The 14382-nt window shown below is 74.5% G+C and carries 18 protein-coding genes and 1 tRNA gene; 16 read left to right on the top strand and 3 right to left on the bottom strand.

Going from position 1 to position 14382, the window contains the following annotated elements; all coding sequences use genetic code 11:
• Positions 1–624, top strand: coding sequence for an NUDIX domain-containing protein (locus tag FE251_RS10510; protein WP_407925295.1), 624 nt, complete (start codon positions 1–3; stop codon positions 622–624).
• Positions 625–628: 4 nt separating this feature from the next.
• On the opposite strand, the gene FE251_RS10505 is transcribed toward FE251_RS10510, so the two are convergent.
• Positions 629–1306, bottom strand: a complete 678-nt coding sequence (locus FE251_RS10505; protein ID WP_139948735.1) for a DNA alkylation repair protein — start codon at positions 1304–1306, stop codon at positions 629–631.
• 2 nt (positions 1307–1308) lie between these two features.
• On the bottom strand, positions 1309–2280 hold the full coding sequence (locus FE251_RS10500; protein ID WP_230976397.1) for a COX15/CtaA family protein: 972 nt from the start codon (positions 2278–2280) through the stop codon (positions 1309–1311).
• A gap of 117 nt (positions 2281–2397) precedes the next feature.
• Between FE251_RS10500 and FE251_RS10495 the strand changes: the two genes are divergently transcribed.
• The 12 genes from FE251_RS10495 to FE251_RS10445 all read left to right on the top strand — a co-directional run bounded on the left by FE251_RS10495 (position 2398) and on the right by FE251_RS10445 (position 9367).
• Positions 2398–3720: a glutamate-5-semialdehyde dehydrogenase gene (locus FE251_RS10495; protein WP_139072120.1), complete on the top strand. Its 1323-nt coding sequence runs from the start codon at positions 2398–2400 to the stop codon at positions 3718–3720.
• A gap of 75 nt (positions 3721–3795) precedes the next feature.
• Complete coding sequence (locus tag FE251_RS15530) at positions 3796–3951, top strand: hypothetical protein (RefSeq protein WP_168202595.1); 156 nt, start codon at positions 3796–3798, stop codon at positions 3949–3951.
• A 2-nt stretch (positions 3952–3953) separates the two neighbouring features.
• Positions 3954–4589 (top strand): nicotinate-nucleotide adenylyltransferase, encoded by a 636-nt coding sequence (gene nadD, locus FE251_RS10490; RefSeq protein WP_139072121.1) that lies wholly within the window; start codon positions 3954–3956, stop codon positions 4587–4589.
• Positions 4590–4606: 17 nt separating this feature from the next.
• Complete coding sequence (locus FE251_RS10485; protein ID WP_139948734.1) at positions 4607–5803, top strand: hypothetical protein; 1197 nt, start codon at positions 4607–4609, stop codon at positions 5801–5803.
• Positions 5793–6185, top strand: a complete 393-nt coding sequence (rsfS, locus tag FE251_RS10480) for a ribosome silencing factor (RefSeq protein ID WP_139072123.1) — start codon at positions 5793–5795, stop codon at positions 6183–6185. The genes FE251_RS10485 and rsfS overlap by 11 nt, the downstream gene beginning before the upstream one ends.
• Positions 6182–6796 carry a histidine phosphatase family protein gene (locus FE251_RS10475; RefSeq protein WP_139948733.1) on the top strand — a complete coding sequence of 205 codons (615 nt, stop codon included), beginning with the start codon at positions 6182–6184 and terminating at the stop codon, positions 6794–6796. The genes rsfS and FE251_RS10475 overlap by 4 nt, the downstream gene beginning before the upstream one ends.
• Before the next feature lie 131 nt (positions 6797–6927).
• A tRNA-Ala gene (locus FE251_RS10470) sits at positions 6928–7000 on the top strand.
• 123 nt (positions 7001–7123) lie between these two features.
• Positions 7124–7441, top strand: a complete 318-nt coding sequence (locus tag FE251_RS10465) for an ArsR/SmtB family transcription factor (protein ID WP_139072125.1) — start codon at positions 7124–7126, stop codon at positions 7439–7441.
• Positions 7434–7874, top strand: coding sequence for an SRPBCC family protein (locus FE251_RS10460; RefSeq protein WP_139072126.1), 441 nt, complete (start codon positions 7434–7436; stop codon positions 7872–7874). Before FE251_RS10465 ends, FE251_RS10460 begins: the two co-directional genes overlap by 8 nt.
• Positions 7875–7907: 33 nt before the next feature.
• Positions 7908–8093 (top strand): nuclear transport factor 2 family protein, encoded by a 186-nt coding sequence (locus tag FE251_RS10455; protein ID WP_139948732.1) that lies wholly within the window; start codon positions 7908–7910, stop codon positions 8091–8093.
• Complete coding sequence (locus tag FE251_RS10450) at positions 8090–8410, top strand: TfoX/Sxy family protein (protein WP_168202707.1); 321 nt, start codon at positions 8090–8092, stop codon at positions 8408–8410. Before FE251_RS10455 ends, FE251_RS10450 begins: the two co-directional genes overlap by 4 nt.
• A 99-nt stretch (positions 8411–8509) precedes the next feature.
• The gene (locus FE251_RS10445) at positions 8510–9367 is read left to right on the top strand and encodes an aldo/keto reductase (RefSeq protein WP_139948731.1); all 858 of its coding nucleotides are present in this window, start codon (positions 8510–8512) and stop codon (positions 9365–9367) included.
• 8 nt (positions 9368–9375) lie between these two features.
• Here the strand turns inward: FE251_RS10445 and FE251_RS10440 are convergent, their stop codons facing one another.
• The gene (locus FE251_RS10440; RefSeq protein WP_139948730.1) at positions 9376–11133 is read right to left on the bottom strand and encodes a lipase family protein; all 1758 of its coding nucleotides are present in this window, start codon (positions 11131–11133) and stop codon (positions 9376–9378) included.
• A gap of 86 nt (positions 11134–11219) precedes the next feature.
• Here FE251_RS10440 and FE251_RS10435 point away from each other — a divergent pair, with 86 nt between their 5' ends.
• The 3 genes from FE251_RS10435 (at position 11220) to FE251_RS10425 (ending at position 14374) form a co-directional block, all read left to right on the top strand.
• Positions 11220–11909 (top strand): NAD-dependent deacylase, encoded by a 690-nt coding sequence (locus FE251_RS10435; RefSeq protein WP_139072130.1) that lies wholly within the window; start codon positions 11220–11222, stop codon positions 11907–11909.
• A gap of 44 nt (positions 11910–11953) precedes the next feature.
• The gene (locus FE251_RS10430; protein WP_139948729.1) at positions 11954–13684 is read left to right on the top strand and encodes a sensor histidine kinase; all 1731 of its coding nucleotides are present in this window, start codon (positions 11954–11956) and stop codon (positions 13682–13684) included.
• A gap of 108 nt (positions 13685–13792) precedes the next feature.
• On the top strand, positions 13793–14374 hold the full coding sequence (locus tag FE251_RS10425; RefSeq protein WP_139948728.1) for an alternate-type signal peptide domain-containing protein: 582 nt from the start codon (positions 13793–13795) through the stop codon (positions 14372–14374).
• Positions 14375–14382 lie beyond the last annotated feature (8 nt).

Genomic DNA, 14382 nt, shown 5'->3' with positions numbered 1-14382 from the left:
CTGGCCGACCGGCGTGACGACGGCCGCGAGGTCGTCTCGCGGGACCTCCTCCACGACGGCAAGGTCTTCGACCTCGTCGCGGAGGAGGTCCGCCTCTCACCCGACGACGCCGCGCCCGTGCTGCGCGAGTTCCTCGACCACCCCGGGGCGGTGGCCGTCGTCGCGCTGCGTGAGGGGCCGGACGGGGAGGAGGTCGCGCTCGTCGACCAGTACCGCCACCCCGTCCGCGCGGTGCTCTGGGAGGTCCCGGCCGGGCTCCTCGACGTCGCGGGGGAGGACTACCTCACCGCGGCGCAGCGCGAGCTCGCCGAGGAGACCGACCTGCGGGCCGGACGCTGGGACGTGCTCGTCGACTACTTCACCACCCCCGGCGGCTCGACCGAGTCGCTGCGGGTCTACCTCGCGCGCGACGTCAGCGAGGTGCCCGAGGGCGAGCGGCACTCCCGCGCCGACGAGGAGCGCGACATGACGGTGCGGTGGGTGCCGCTCGACGACGCCGTCGCCGCCGTGTACGACGGGCGCCTGCACAACCCGAGCGCCGTCGTCGGGATCCTCGCGACGGCGGGCGCCCGCGCCGCCGGCTGGACGCCGCTGCGGCCCGCCGACGCGCCCTGGTTCCGCTGACCCCCTAGCGCAGCGCCTCGCGCCGGGACGGCGGCGAGAGCCGCTGCCCGTACCCGGCGACGAGGTCGCGGACCCAGGCCGCGGCGGCGTCGTCGAGGTGGGCGTACTGGCGCAGCGCCCACCCGATCGCCTTGCGGACGAAGACGTCCGGGTCGGCGAGGTTCGGCTCGATGACGTCGACGAGCAGGCGGCGGTCGGTGTACTCCTTGGACCGCAGCTGGGACAGGATCGCGGCCCTGCGCAGCCACCGGTCCTCCTCGCGTGCCCACGCGCGCAGGTCCTCGGCGGTCTCGTGGTGGGCGCGCAGCACCGCCCCGACGAGGTGTGCCGCGGTCTCGTCGACGAGGTCCCACCACGCGCCGGTGACCACGAGGTGGCGGTAGAGCGGCAGCGAGGCCTCCGCCCGCGCGTGCTCGGGGGCGCTGCGGGCCACGCCGAGCGCGGCGTAGCGCTCCTCCCGGAACTCCGCGCCGTCCCACAGCGCCTCCACGGCCGCCGACCACTCGGCGTAGCCGGGCGCGGGCCGCCCGCGGACCACGCCGCGCACGAGCGTGCGGACCGTGGGGACCGCCAGCCCACGGAAGGGCAGGGCGGAGCGCATGTAGCGCTGCTGGGCCGCCGCCCGCACGGGATCGCCCGCCGCCGACCGCACGGCGTCGCGGACGGCGGCGGCGAGGTCCATCGCTACGGGGTGGGCAAGGGCTCGGGCTGCCGCGTGGACAGCGCGCCGACGGCGTGGACGATCGCCACGACCGTGAGCGCCGAGCCGAGCATGTGGATCCCGACGAGGAGCTCGGGCAGGCCGGTGAAGTACTGGACGTACCCGATGAGGCCCTGGAGCAGGGTGACGGCCATCAGCCAGCCCCACGCCCGCAGCGCGGCCCGGTTGCCCTCACGACGCGCGAGGAGCAGGCCGACGACGACGATCGCGACGAACACCCACACGACCGCGGCGTGGACGCGGGAGATGAGGGCGGGGTCCAGCGCCCAGCGGTAGGGCTCGGTGGCGTCACCGGAGTGCGGGCCGGCGCCGGTCGTGACGACGCCGAGGACGAGGAGGGCGACGCCGACGGCGACGAGCAGTCCGCCCAGCATGCGCAGGCGCGGGGAGGAGGCGGGGCGCACGGGGGCGTCCGGCGCGGCGAGCCGCAGCAGGAGGTAGGTCGAGACGGCGACGAGCGCCAGCGAGATGAGCATGTGGGAGCCGACGATCGCCGGGTGCAGGTCCACCCACACCGTGACGCCGCCGACGAACGCCTGGAGGGCGATGCCCGCGAGCGGCAGCCAGGCGAGGCGCCTGAGCGCGGCGGGGCGCGAGGCCGTGGGCTCGCGGCGGTAGACCGCCCACACGAGGGCGAGGGCGATGACGCCGAGCACACCGGTGAGCGTCCGGTTGCCGAACTCGATGGCCTCGTGCATGACGCTCTCGCCGTGGAACGTCGGGGTGAAGGAGCCCGGCTGGCACAGCGGCCACTCCGAGCAGCCCAGCCCGGAGCCGGTGAGCCGTACAGCGCCCCCGGTGACGATGATCCCGATCTGCGCGAGGAGGTTGGCGATGGCCAGGCGCCACGTGAGGGGGTCGACGAGCGCGTCGCGAGGACGGCCGCCGGGGGCGGCGGGCGGGGCGGACACCGGGAGAGGACGTGCGGAGGTCACGCCCACAGCGTACGTCCCGTCGCGGGCAGCCCGGGAAGGTCGCGGCGGGCGGGGGCGCAGGGCCCGTGGGCGAGACGCGCCTACCAACTGTCGGCGCCGCGCCCTACGCTGGTCGGCATGACGGACACGCCTGTGCTCGAGCCTGCTCACCTCGTCGCCGCGTCCGCGCCCGTCCCGGACGTGCGTGGCGCCGTCGAGGCGACGGCGCGCGCGGCGAAGGCCGCCTCCCGGGTCCTGGCCACCGCGACCCGCGCGACGAAGGACGCCGCCCTGCACGCCATGGCCGACGCCCTCGTCGCCGCCTCCGGCCGGATCGTCACCGCGAACGCCGAGGACCTCGCCCGCGGCCGGGCGAACGGCATGAAGGACTCCCTCCTCGACCGGCTCGCCCTCACCGACGAGCGGATCGTCGCGATCGCCGACGCCCTGCGCGAGCTCGCGGCGCTGCCCGACCCCGTCGGTGAGGTCGTCCGTGGCTCGACGCTGCCCAACGGCCTCACACTGCGCCAGGTGCGCGTGCCGATGGGCGTCGTCGGGATGATCTACGAGGCCCGTCCGAACGTCACCGTCGACGCCGCGGGCCTGGCGCTGAAGTCCGGCAACGCCGTCATCCTGCGCGGCGGCTCGGCGGCCGCCTCCTCCAACGCCGTCATCGTCGAGGTGATCGGCGAGGCGCTCGCCGGCCAGGGACTGCCGCCCGAGCTCGTCCAGTCCATCGACGCGCACGGGCGGGCCGGCGCCGTCGAGCTCATGCGGGCCCGCGGGCTCGTCGACGTCCTCGTCCCGCGTGGCGGCGCGGACCTCATCCAGACCGTCGTGCGCGAGTCCCTCGTGCCGGTCATCGAGACCGGCGTGGGCAACTGCCACGTCTACGTCGACGCGCTGGTGGACGTCCCCCAGGCGGTGGCGATCGTGCTCAACTCCAAGACCCAGCGCACCGGGGTGTGCAACGCCGCCGAGACGCTCCTCGTCCACCGCGACTCCGCCGAGCGCTTCCTGCCCGTGGCGCTCGCCGCGCTCGGGCAGGCGGGCGTGCGCATCCACGCCGACGACGCCACCGCGCTGCTCGCACCGGCAGGGGTCGAGGTCGTGCCCGCCACCGAGGAGGACTGGGCCACCGAGTACCTCAGCCTCGACCTCGCGGTCCGGGTGGTCGAGGACCTCGACGCTGCCATCGAGCACATCGGACGCTGGTCCAGCGGGCACACCGAGGCGATCTGCACCACGGACCTGCGTGCTGCCGAGCGTTTCACCCGCGAGATCGACTCCGCCGCGCTCATCGTCAACGCCTCGACCCGCTTCACCGACGGCAGTGAGTTCGGTCTCGGTGCCGAGATCGGCATCTCCACCCAGAAGCTGCACGCCCGCGGACCGATGGGTCTGGGAGAGCTGACCACGACGTCGTGGATCGTCGTCGGCGACGGTCAGCTGCGCCAGTAAGGTCCCGTGACGGCCCCACCAGGTGCGCCGTGGGAGAATGTCCAGGATGTCTCGACGGAAGGAACACCGCCCATGATGAGCTCTCTCGTGAACCTCGCCCAGCAGACCGAGGAGCACGCGACCCAGCTCCCGATGCCGGCGTGGCTCTACGGCGTCATCGCGTTCGCGATCCTCATGCTCCTGCTGCTGGTCACGGTGTCCTACCGCAACGTGCGCACGCGTCACGCCTGAGGATGACCGAGCGCCAGGCGCACCGGATCGGGGTCATGGGCGGCACCTTCGACCCCATCCACCACGGCCACCTCGTGGCCGCCAGTGAGGTGGCCGACGTGTTCTCCCTCGACCAGGTCCTGTTCGTGCCCACCGGCGAGCCGGTGTTCAAGCAGGACCGCGAGGTCACCGCGGCGGAGCACCGCTACCTCATGACGGTGATCGCGACGGCGTCCAACCCCCGGTTCAACGTCTCGCGGGTGGACATCGACCGTCCGGGGCTGACGTACACGATCGACACCCTGCGCGAGCTGCGCTCCACCTATCCGGACGCCGAGCTCTTCTTCATCACCGGGGCGGACGTCCTGCCGGAGATCCTCAGGTGGAAGGACGCCGACGAGCTGTGGTCCCTGGCCCACTTCGTCGGGGTCAACCGGCCCGGGCACCACCTCGACGACACCGGGCTCCCGAGCAGCGGGGTCTCGCTCATGGAGGTTCCCGCCATGGCGATCTCCTCGACCGACTGCCGCGACCGGGTCCGGGCGGGCATGCCCGTCTGGTACCTCGTGCCCGACGGCGTGGTCCAGTACATCCACAAGCACGGCCTGTACCTGGCCCCGGCCTCCGAGCCAGGGCCGCTGGCCGCCGCCACGACGTGAGGAAGGATGAGTCACCGATGGGTGAGGGGACGGAGCGTCCCGTTGGGGAGCGACGCCGCCGGCGTGAGGCCGAGCGTGCCGCCGAGGTCTCCAGCACCCCACAGCCGCTGACCCGGCGCGAGCTGCGCCGCCGGCAGGCCGAGGAGGCCGCTCGCCTCGAGGCGATCGCCACGGGAGAGCTGCCGGCCGAGGAGCTGGCCGAGCGGATGCGCGAAAGAGGCGTGAGCACCACCGCGGGATCTGCGCCGTCGGCGGCTTCCGCGCCGTCCGCGCGCCCCGCGGGGACCGCCGCGCGTCCTGCCGTGCCGTCCACCGGCGTCTCCGCAGGTCCTGCCTCGTCGGCCGGAAGTGCGGCAACGTCGGCTGCGCCGGCTGCCCCGACCACCCCCGTGTCCCCGCCGGCCCGGCCCGCGTCCCCGCCCGCGGGATCGACGCAGGGCTCGTCGCCCAGCACCGCGGTCACGGCCGGTTCCGCGCCGTCGGGGCCGCGCCTGCCCAGCCGCCGTTCGCTGCGCGAGCTCGCGGAGGAGGCGGACGCGTCGACCACGCGTTCCGAGCAGCCCCAGGAACGCACCGCGACCGGTCGGCGTCCGGTCGTCCGCACGCCGAGCACCGCCGTGGGCATGCGGGCCCTCGACTCCACCGGCCGGCTCACCGGGATCCAGCCCGTCGTGCGTCCCGACACGCCTCCGGGTGGCCAGGAGCTGCCCCCGCCGCTGACCGACTGGAGCCAGAGCTTCACCATCGAGCTCGACGTGCCCGCCCGCACCGCGCGCGACGCCATGGCCATCGAGCCTGCTCCCCGCACCCCGGCCGAGGAACAGACGCCGCACGTCGAGGACGAGCGCCCCGCCGCGGCGGAGACCGCCGACCACGTGGACGAGGACGACGTCGAGTACCCGCTCCGCCCGAAGTGGGTGGCCATCGACCACATCTCGGCGAGCAGCGCCGACGAGGACGCTCCCTCCGAGCCCCTGCGGCGCACGCGACGTGAGCGTCCGGACGAGCCCGCCCCCGCGCCGCGGCGCGACAACCCCGCGGTCACCGTCGTCAAGATCGCCGTGCTCGCCCTCGTCGCGCTCGTCATCGGCGTGCTCATCTGGCTGCTCGCCACCGAGGCCTTCGCCGAGGGCACGACGCCGGCGCAGGCCGCCACCACCACGACCATCACCACCCCCACCACCCCCCACCTCAAGGAGACACGTGCCCGCTGACGAGAGATCCCGCCACCTGGCCGTCGTGGCCGCCCGCGCCGCAGCCGACAAGAAGGCCGAGGAGATCGTCGCGCTCGACGTCAGTGAGCAGCTCGTGCTCACCGACGCGTTCGTCGTCGCCTCCGGTGCCACCGACCGGCAGGTGCGCGCCATCGTCGACGCCGTCGACGAGGCCATGCACAAGGAGGGCGCACGTGCCGCGCGGAAGGAGGGGGTGTCCGAGGCGCACTGGGTGCTTCTCGACTACGGGGACATCATCGTCCACGTGCAGCAGTCCGAGGACCGCGAGTTCTACGCCCTCGAGCGGCTGTGGAAGGACTGCCCGGTCATCGAGCTGCCCGCCGACCTCAACGAGGACGACGGCGCCGACTCACCGGCATGACCGGTCCCACCATCGTCCTGTGGCGTCACGGGCAGACGGCGTACAACGCCGAGGCCCGGCTGCAGGGGCAGTCGGACATCGAGCTCAACGAGACCGGCGTGGCCCAGGCGCGGGCCGCTGCGGCGAGCCTCGCCGAGCTCGGCCCCACCCGGATCATCAGCTCCGACCTCAGCCGCGCCATGCGTACCGCGCAGGAGCTCGGTGAGCGGTGCGGCGTGCCCGTCGAGCCCGAGCCGCGGCTGCGCGAGCGGTCCTTCGGCGTCTGGGAAGGGCTGACCCACGCGGAGATCGAGGGCGGCTGGCCCGACGCCTTCCGGGCCTGGCGCCAGGGCCGCGAGCCCGAGGGCATCGGCGCCGACACCCGGCGTGAGGTCGGGGAGCGGGTCGCGGCCGCACTGCTCGAGGCGGCAGCCGGCCTCGGGGAGGACGGCGTGCTCGTCGCCGTGGCCCACGGCGCGGCGATCACGCTCGGCCTCTCCGAGCTCCTCGGCCTCGACCCCGGCGAGTGGTTCGGCCTCGGGGGACTCGACAACTGCGCGTGGGCGATCGTGCAGCCCGACCCGGGCCGCCGGCCCGGGTGGCGGCTCACGGCGCACAACCTCACGGCCTGACCGGTCGGCGGACGGGGGAGGGATGTCGCCTCCCTCGCCGCCGACACGCCGCTGACGGCGATGTGGTGCTCACCACCGTGCTGGGATTGGTCAGCAGGGTCCGCCGTCGTCTAGACTCGAACACGCAACGAGGGGCTATGGCGCAGTTGGTAGCGCGCTTCCATGGCATGGAAGAGGTCGGGGGTTCGAATCCCCCTAGCTCCACAGACGAAGAACCCGGACACCCGCAGAGGGTCCGGGTTCTTCGCTTTCCCGGGCGCAAGAGCCACTCACGACCATATGTACAAACGCTCGTTTGTGCTAGCGTGGACGCGAGGGGGTGAGGTGATGGCACAGACCGCCGACCTCGACGTCGCGCTCAAGGCACTCGCCGACCCGAACCGGCGCGCGATCCTCACCGTCCTGCGGCCCGGCCCCCACGCCGTCGGCGCGATCGCCGAGGAGGTCGGGCTCTCCCAGCAGACCGCCTCCCACCACCTGCGCGTGCTGCGCGAGGCCGGGCTCGTCGTCGGTACCCGCGAGGGCCGCCGCCACCTGTTCGCCGTCGACACCGGCGGCCTCGACGCGGTCCGCGCCTTCCTCGACGACTTCTGGCCGAGCCGGCTGGCCGCCCTCAAGGCGGCCGTCGAGGGTGACCGTGGCTGAGTACCGCGACTCGGTGGAGATCGCCGCGCCGCCCGAGACCGTCTTCGACTACCTCGTCACCGAGGCGGGCATGACCGCCTGGATGGGGCAGCACGCCACCCTGGACCCGCGCGCCGGCGGCCTGTTCGCCGTCGACGTCGCCGGTCACCCGATCCGCGGCCGCTACGTGCACGTCGAGCGGCCCGTGCGCGTCGTCGTCTCGTGGGGGATCGCCGGGAGTGAGGAGCTCCCGCCCGGGACGTCGACCGTCGAGTTCCGTCTCGTGCCCACCGGGGCCGGGACCCGCGTCGACCTCACCCACTCCGGCCTGCCACAGGCCGCCGTCGCCGGCCACGCCGACGGGTGGACCCACTTCCTCGCCCGGATCGCCGTCGCGGCGGCGGGCGGTGACCCCGGTGCCGATCGCTGGCGCCCCCTCGGCGAGGAGCCCTGACCGCGTAGCACCCCACAGCGAGGGAGCACCGCCATGAACCCCCCACCCGCCCGCGACGTCGTCACGGACTACCACCGGGCCTGGACGTCGGGCCGCGTCGAGGACGCGATGAGCCTCGTCGCCGAGGACGTCACCTGCCGCGCCCCCGGCGTCGACCTCGTCGGGATCGAGGCCTTCGACCGGCTGTCCTTCGGACCGCCCGACGGCGGTGCCCGGTGACCGCGCAGGCCGAGACCGCCGACCGGGTCCGGGCGCTGCTCGCCCGCGAGAAGGCGGTCCGGGAGGTGGCGATGTTCGGCACCCGCTCGTTCATGGTGCGCGAGCAGCTCCTCGTCGGTGCGCTGCGGACCGGAGGCCTGCTCGTGCGGGTCGACCCGGACCGCCACGGCGAGCTCACCACCCGGCCCGGGGCGCGGCAGGCGACGATGGGCACGGGCCGTGACATGGGCGCCGGCTGGATCGAGGTCGAGCCCGAGGCGCTGTCCGGCGCAGGGCTCGCACTCTGGGTCGACGTCGCCCTCGCGCGCCGCGGGTGAACGGTCCGGGTCGACGCGCGCTCCGGACACCGTGTCCGTAGCGTTGTGGCCGTGCGCCCCGCACGGCGCAGCGGTCGCGACGCCGAAGGGAGCGGACACGTGAGCATCCTGGAGGAGACTGCCACCCTCGCCAACGGGGTGCCCATCCCGCGGCTCGGGCTGGGCACGTGGTTCATCGAGGACGGCGCGGCCGCCCAGACCGTGCGGGACGCGGTCGCGATCGGGTACCGGAACGTCGACACCGCGCAGGCCTACGGCAACGAGCGCGGCGTCGGCGAGGGCGTGCGCACCAGCGGCGTCGCGCGCGAGGAGCTGTTCGTGTCGACGAAGCTCGCGGCGGAGATCAAGGAGTACGACGCCGCGGTCGCGGCGATCGAGAAGTCCGTGGCCACGCTCGACGTGGGCTACCTCGACCTCATGCTCATCCACAGCCCGCAGCCGTGGGACGACTTCCGCGGCGGGGACTACGCCGAGGGCAACCGACAGGCGTGGCGCGCCCTCGAGGAGGCCTACCGGGCCGGCACGATCCGGTCCATCGGGGTCTCCAACTTCCTCCGGGCCGACATCGAGAACCTCCTCGCCCACGGCACCGTCGCCCCGCAGGTCAACCAGATCCTCGTCCACGCGGGCAACACCCCGAGCGAGCTGATCGCCTACTGCCAGGACGCGGCGATCCTCGTCGAGGCGTACTCCCCGATCGCCCACGGCGAGATCCTGGGTAACGAGCGGGTGGGTGCGATCGCCGACAGGTACGGCGTGAGCGTCCCGCAGCTGTGCATCCGCTACACCCTCCAGCTCGGCACCGTGTCGCTGCCGAAGACCACGAACCCGGATCACATGCGGTCCAACGCCGACGTCGACTTCGTCATCAGCGAGGAGGACATGGAGGCGCTGCGGAACCTGGACGAGCGCGACTACGGCAGGTCCGGCGTGTTCCCCGTCTACGGCGGACGCTGACGGAGGAGTCAGCTGCCAGGGCACCCCGCCGGCGCCGGCACCCCGGCGAGACGGTCCGCCGTCCACGCGAGGAGCTCGGGCACGAGCGGGGAGTCCGCGGCGACGAGGGAGAGGTGGTCGCGGCCGGGGTAGGTCCGGTGGTCGACGCCGACCCCCGCCGCACACAGGCGCTCGACGTACCCGCGCTGCACCTGAGGGGTGATGAGGGAGTCGGCACCGCCCTGCGCGAGGAGCAGCGGAGCGGTGATCGTCGCCGGCGGCTCGTTCTGGGCCAGCCGCTCGCCGAACGCGCCGCTCGCCGGGTCGGCGGCGAGGATGGTCGGCTCCTGGGACACCGCCAGCGCGGTGAGGACCGAGGCGAGCACACCCGGTGAGGCGAGGCAGCGCTGCGCCATCTGCCGGACGACCACCTCGGCGCCGGGCCGGACGTACTCGCGGTAGGTGACGTCGTCGTACTCGGCGGTGTACGCGGCGGCGACGAACGAGGCGATGACGCTGCCCCCGGGCGCGTCGGCGAGGCTGCCGACCAGCCCGCGCAGGTCGCTCGCCGGGGCGAGGGCGGCCACCCCGGCGATGTCGAGCTCCGGGGCGTACTCATCGACGACGGCGCCCGACCACAGTGCCGCACCGCCTCCCTGGGAGTGGCCCCACAGCACTGCCTGCTCGCCGAGGTCGGCCTCCTCGAGCTCGGCGGCCGCCCGGACGGCGTCGAGCGACGCCGTCGCCGTGTCCGGGCCGATGAGGTAGGGGTGCGGTCCGGCGGTGCCCAGGCCGAGGTAGTCCGTGGCGACGAGCGCCCACCCCCGGTCGAGGACCTCCGGCAGGACGAGCAGCGCGCCGGACTCGAACGGCTCGGCCGCGAGCGAGGGCGCGCAGTGCTGGGCGACGCCCGTCGTCCCGTGGCTCCACCCGATGACCGGCCACGGGCCCTCGCCCTCGGCGGGCACGACGACGAGCCCGCTGGCGACGGCGGCGCTGCCGTCACCGCGGGTGGTCGTGTACAGGATTCGCCAGCCGGTGCCGCCGGGAGGCACACCGCGGGTGAACGGCTCGGCCCGGACGAGCCGGCCCGGGTCGTCGGGCAGGTCGCGCGGCGCGGCGTAGAACGGGTCGGTGACGGTCGAGCCCTCCCGCAGGACGGCGCTCGCGGCGACGGCACCGACCGCGACGACGACGGCGAGGACCGCGGCGACCGCCCGGCCGCGCGGCCGACGGCCGCCTCGGGGTGCGGGGGAGTGGCGGGCGCCGAGTGTCGCCCAGCCGAGCGCGAGCCCGGTCATGAGCAGGCGGGCGCCGAGCACGACCGACACGGCGAGGGCGGTGATGTCCGGCCACACGAGCGCGAGCACCCCGAAGACGACGCCGGCCACGCCGAACGCACCGTCGGCGACTCGGTCGTTGGTCGAGGTGTCACGGCGGGCGGCGGCGACGAGCCGTACCGCGCCGTCGAGCACGAGGCCGATGCCGACGGTGAGCGCGAGGAGGCGGACGGTGAGCCCGGGCAGCAGGAGCACGACCGCGCCGGCGGCGGCCCACAGCACGCACGTGGCGACGGCGCGCCACGACCCGGCGCGCCCCGTGACGAGCTCGGTGAGGCCCTGGAGCAGCAGACCTGCGCCGATGACGAGCGCGAGCACGCCCAGTGAGGTCGCTGGGCGCAGCAGCGTGAGGACGCCGAGCACGACGAGGACGACGGCGAGCGCGAGGCGCAGCCAGGCGGGCGCGGCGCCGACGAGGTGGCGGATCCGGCGCAGTGGAGGTCTCACGACCACACCGTAGCGGCGCGCCGGGTGTGCAGGATCCGGCGCTCGGCGGGGGAGGAGGGGAGTGAGAGGGGAGTCATAATGTCGGGGTGCGGGTTGTGGTGCTCACGGGAGCCGGGATCTCGGCGGAGTCGGGCGTGCGGACGTTCCGGGACGACGGCGGGCTGTGGGAGGGCCACGACGTCAACGCCGTCGCCACGCCCGAGGGCTTTGCCCGCGACCGCGAGCTCGTCCAGCGCTTCTACGACGCCCGCCGGCGCTCCCTCGCCCACGTCGAGCCCAACCCCGCCCACCTCGCCCTGGCCCGCCTCGAGGAGGAGCTCGGGGAGGACCTGCTCGTCGTCACCCAGAACGTCGACGACCTCCACGAGCGCGCCGGGTCACGGCGCGTGGTCCACATGCACGGGGAGCTGCTGCGTGCCGCGTGCGAGGCGTGCGGGTCCCGCCCCCGCTGGGAGGAGGACCTGCTGCCCTCACCGCCCTGCCCGGTGTGCGGCGCGCGGGCGCTGCGCCCCGACGTCGTGTGGTTCGGCGAGGTGCCCTACGAGCTCGACCGCATCGGCCGCGCCGTGAGCGGGTGCGACCTGTTCGTCTCCGTCGGGACCTCCGGCTCCGTCTACCCCGCCGCCGGGTACGTCTCGCTCGCCGCGAGCAGCGGGGCGCACACCCTCGAGCTCAACCTGGAGCCGAGCGAGGGCTCGCGCTTCTTCGACGAGGTCCGCACCGGGCCCGCCGGGCGCCTCGTGCCGGAGTGGGTCGAGGAGCTGCTCGGCGGCTGAGCGGGCGCCACGGTGGCCCCGGGGGCTGCCCGTAGGCTCGGCGGATGTCCGGTCACCACGTCCCCGCCCCCGCCGACGGCGGCCACCACCGTTTCGTCGTCCTCGGCCGGCAGCTGCCGTTCACCGGTGTCTTCGGCGTGCTCGTCGTCGCGGTCATCCTCTGGCGTGAGCACGCCGAGCTGCTGCCCGGAGCCGTGCTCGTCGCGATCGGCATCAGCGCGGTGGCGACCGTCCTCGCCGCCGCCGCGCCCTGGCCCCGCCTCCCGCGGTGGGCCGAGGCCACGGTGCCCCTGCTCGACATGGCCGCCGTCGTCGCACTCCTGAGCAACGGGACCCGCGCCTCGGTGCTCATCGTCCTGCCCGTCCTGTGGCTGGCCCGGATGGGCCGGACGGGCACGGTGGTCGCGGTCCTCACCGGGGTGGCCGCATCGACGAGCGTGGACGTCGTCACGGCGCTCGACCGCGGCGCGCTGGTCATCGGACCCGACAACGCCTCGCGGTTCTTCATCGTGCCGGCGGTCGTCATCGCGGTGGCCTGCTACCTCGGCTTCGCCGAGGACCGTGCAACCAGCCGCAGCGCGCTCCTCGCGAGGCAGAACGCGCTCGTCGCGCGCCTCCTGGAGGAGACGTCCCAGGACCGGGCCCGCCTCGAGGGCGTGCTCGACACGATCGACGCGGGCGTCGCCGTCGTCGGCCCGGACGGCCGGATCGTCGTCGCCAACCGCTCCCTCGAGACGGTGACCGGCGGGCGGGCGGTCCCCGGGGCCCCGATCACGGTCATCGCCGAGCACCTCTACCTGGCCGACGGCCTCACCCCCGTGGGTGAGGAGCGGCTGCGCAGCGTCGCGTCCGGTGAGGCGGTGGACCGGCGGGTGGTGTGGTGGGCGCCGGCGGCCGACGAGCGCACCGCCTTCCGTGTCTCGGCGGGCCCGCTGCCCGGCCCGGACGGGCGCAGCGACGGCGCCGTCCTCGCCCTCCACGACGTCACCGGCGAGCTGCAGGCGCTCTCCGAGCGCGAGGACTTCGTCTCCTCGGTCTCCCACGAGCTGCGCACCCCGCTCACCTCGGTGACCGGCTACCTCGAACTCGCGCTCGACGACCCCGACCTCCCACCCCACCTGCGCACCTACCTCGACGTCGCCGACCGCAACGCCGGGCGGCTGCGCATCCTCATCGACAACCTCCTCACCGCCGCCCGCACGGGTGCCGACGTCGCCTCCCGCGAGCCCGTCGACCTGCGGTCCGTCGTCGCCGACGTCGTGGAGTCCCAGACCCCGCGCGCGGACGACCGGGACATCACCGTCGAGGTCGCCGCGGAGGGCGACGCCGTCGTCGCCGGCGACGTCGGACGCCTCACCCAGGTGGTCGACAACGTCGTGTCCAACGCCGTGAAGTACACCCGCCCCGGCGGCCACGTGCGCATCGAGCTCGTCGGCGCGCCGAGCCGGCGCGTGCGGCTCACCGTCACCGACGACGGCCCCGGGATCGCCGCCGACGCGCAGCAGCGCCTGTTCTCACGCTTCTACCGCGCGCCCGAGGTGCGCAACGGCCCCGTCCAGGGCACGGGCCTGGGCCTGCACATCAGCCGGCAGATCGTCGAGGCGCTCGGCGGCACCATCGCCCTGCGCTCCGGGCCCGGCAGCGGGACGAACGTCGACGTGCTCCTCCCCGCGTGGAACGACGACAGGCAGGTCGCCGGACCGCGCCCGCCGCGCCCCGAGCGGACGCACGAGGAGGACGTGGCACCCGCCCCGGCCGGGCCGGAGCGATCCTGAGGAACTCCTGAGGTCGGCCCGCGGGGACGCGCAGGGGTGGTTGAGGTGGGCGCGGGAGTGTGTGGTCAGTGCCGGGGAGTCCGGCTCCTGACCTGAAGGGCATCGATCATGATCTCTCGTTCCTCCGCTCGCGTTCGTCATTCCTCCGCCGGCTGGAAGGCCGTGGCGGCCGCCGGTGTGGGGGTGGTGCTGCTGGGTGCCGGTGGCGTGACCTTCGCACAGTGGTCCGACACCCAGGCCGCGGCCGTGGACACCGCGATCCGCTCCGGCGTGCTGGACCTGGAGGGCGGGACGGGCTCGTGGACCAACGTCGTCGGCACGGACGTGACGGCGGCCGTGGCCGCGGCCCGCTACGAGGTCGTGCCGGGGGATGCGCTGACCTACCGCGAGACGCTGTCGGTGGAGGCCAGCGGGGACCTGCTGCGGGCCGCGGTGTCGCACAACCTGCGCGAGCTGGGCGGGGACGGGGAGCTGCGCGGCCGCCTGGCGGCGTCCTCGGCGATGAGCCTGAACGGACAGCCCGTCTCCGGTGCCTCGGCCCCGGTGGTGGCCACCGGCGCGGACCAGACGGTGGAGGTGTCGGTGACCGTGACGTTCGACGAGACCACCGCCGGCCTGGTCGGGCAGGGACAGAGCGTCAACCTCGGCGGGCTGGACGTCACCCTCACCCAGACCCCCGTCGTCGGCTGACCCACCCG

This window comes from Georgenia wutianyii (assembly GCF_006349365.1).
Classification (GTDB): Bacteria; Actinomycetota; Actinomycetes; order Actinomycetales; family Actinomycetaceae; genus Oceanitalea; species Oceanitalea wutianyii.
The sequence above is the reverse complement of the archived record's forward strand: the minus strand, read 5'-3'. Positions and strand labels throughout refer to the sequence as shown.

Coding starts and splice junctions, on each gene's coding strand:
- nadD (WP_139072121.1), top strand. CDS start 3,954: ATGACCGAGCGCCAGGCGCACCGGATCGGGGTCATGGGCGGCACCTTC.
- FE251_RS10425 (WP_139948728.1), top strand. CDS start 13,793: ATGATCTCTCGTTCCTCCGCTCGCGTTCGTCATTCCTCCGCCGGCTGG.
- FE251_RS10475 (WP_139948733.1), top strand. CDS start 6,182: ATGACCGGTCCCACCATCGTCCTGTGGCGTCACGGGCAGACGGCGTAC.
- FE251_RS10485 (WP_139948734.1), top strand. CDS start 4,607: ATGGGTGAGGGGACGGAGCGTCCCGTTGGGGAGCGACGCCGCCGGCGT.
- FE251_RS10455 (WP_139948732.1), top strand. CDS start 7,908: ATGAACCCCCCACCCGCCCGCGACGTCGTCACGGACTACCACCGGGCC.
- FE251_RS10505 (WP_139948735.1), bottom strand. CDS start 1,306: ATGGACCTCGCCGCCGCCGTCCGCGACGCCGTGCGGTCGGCGGCGGGC.
- FE251_RS10495 (WP_139072120.1), top strand. CDS start 2,398: ATGACGGACACGCCTGTGCTCGAGCCTGCTCACCTCGTCGCCGCGTCC.
- FE251_RS10430 (WP_139948729.1), top strand. CDS start 11,954: ATGTCCGGTCACCACGTCCCCGCCCCCGCCGACGGCGGCCACCACCGT.
- FE251_RS15530 (WP_168202595.1), top strand. CDS start 3,796: ATGAGCTCTCTCGTGAACCTCGCCCAGCAGACCGAGGAGCACGCGACC.
- FE251_RS10465 (WP_139072125.1), top strand. CDS start 7,124: ATGGCACAGACCGCCGACCTCGACGTCGCGCTCAAGGCACTCGCCGAC.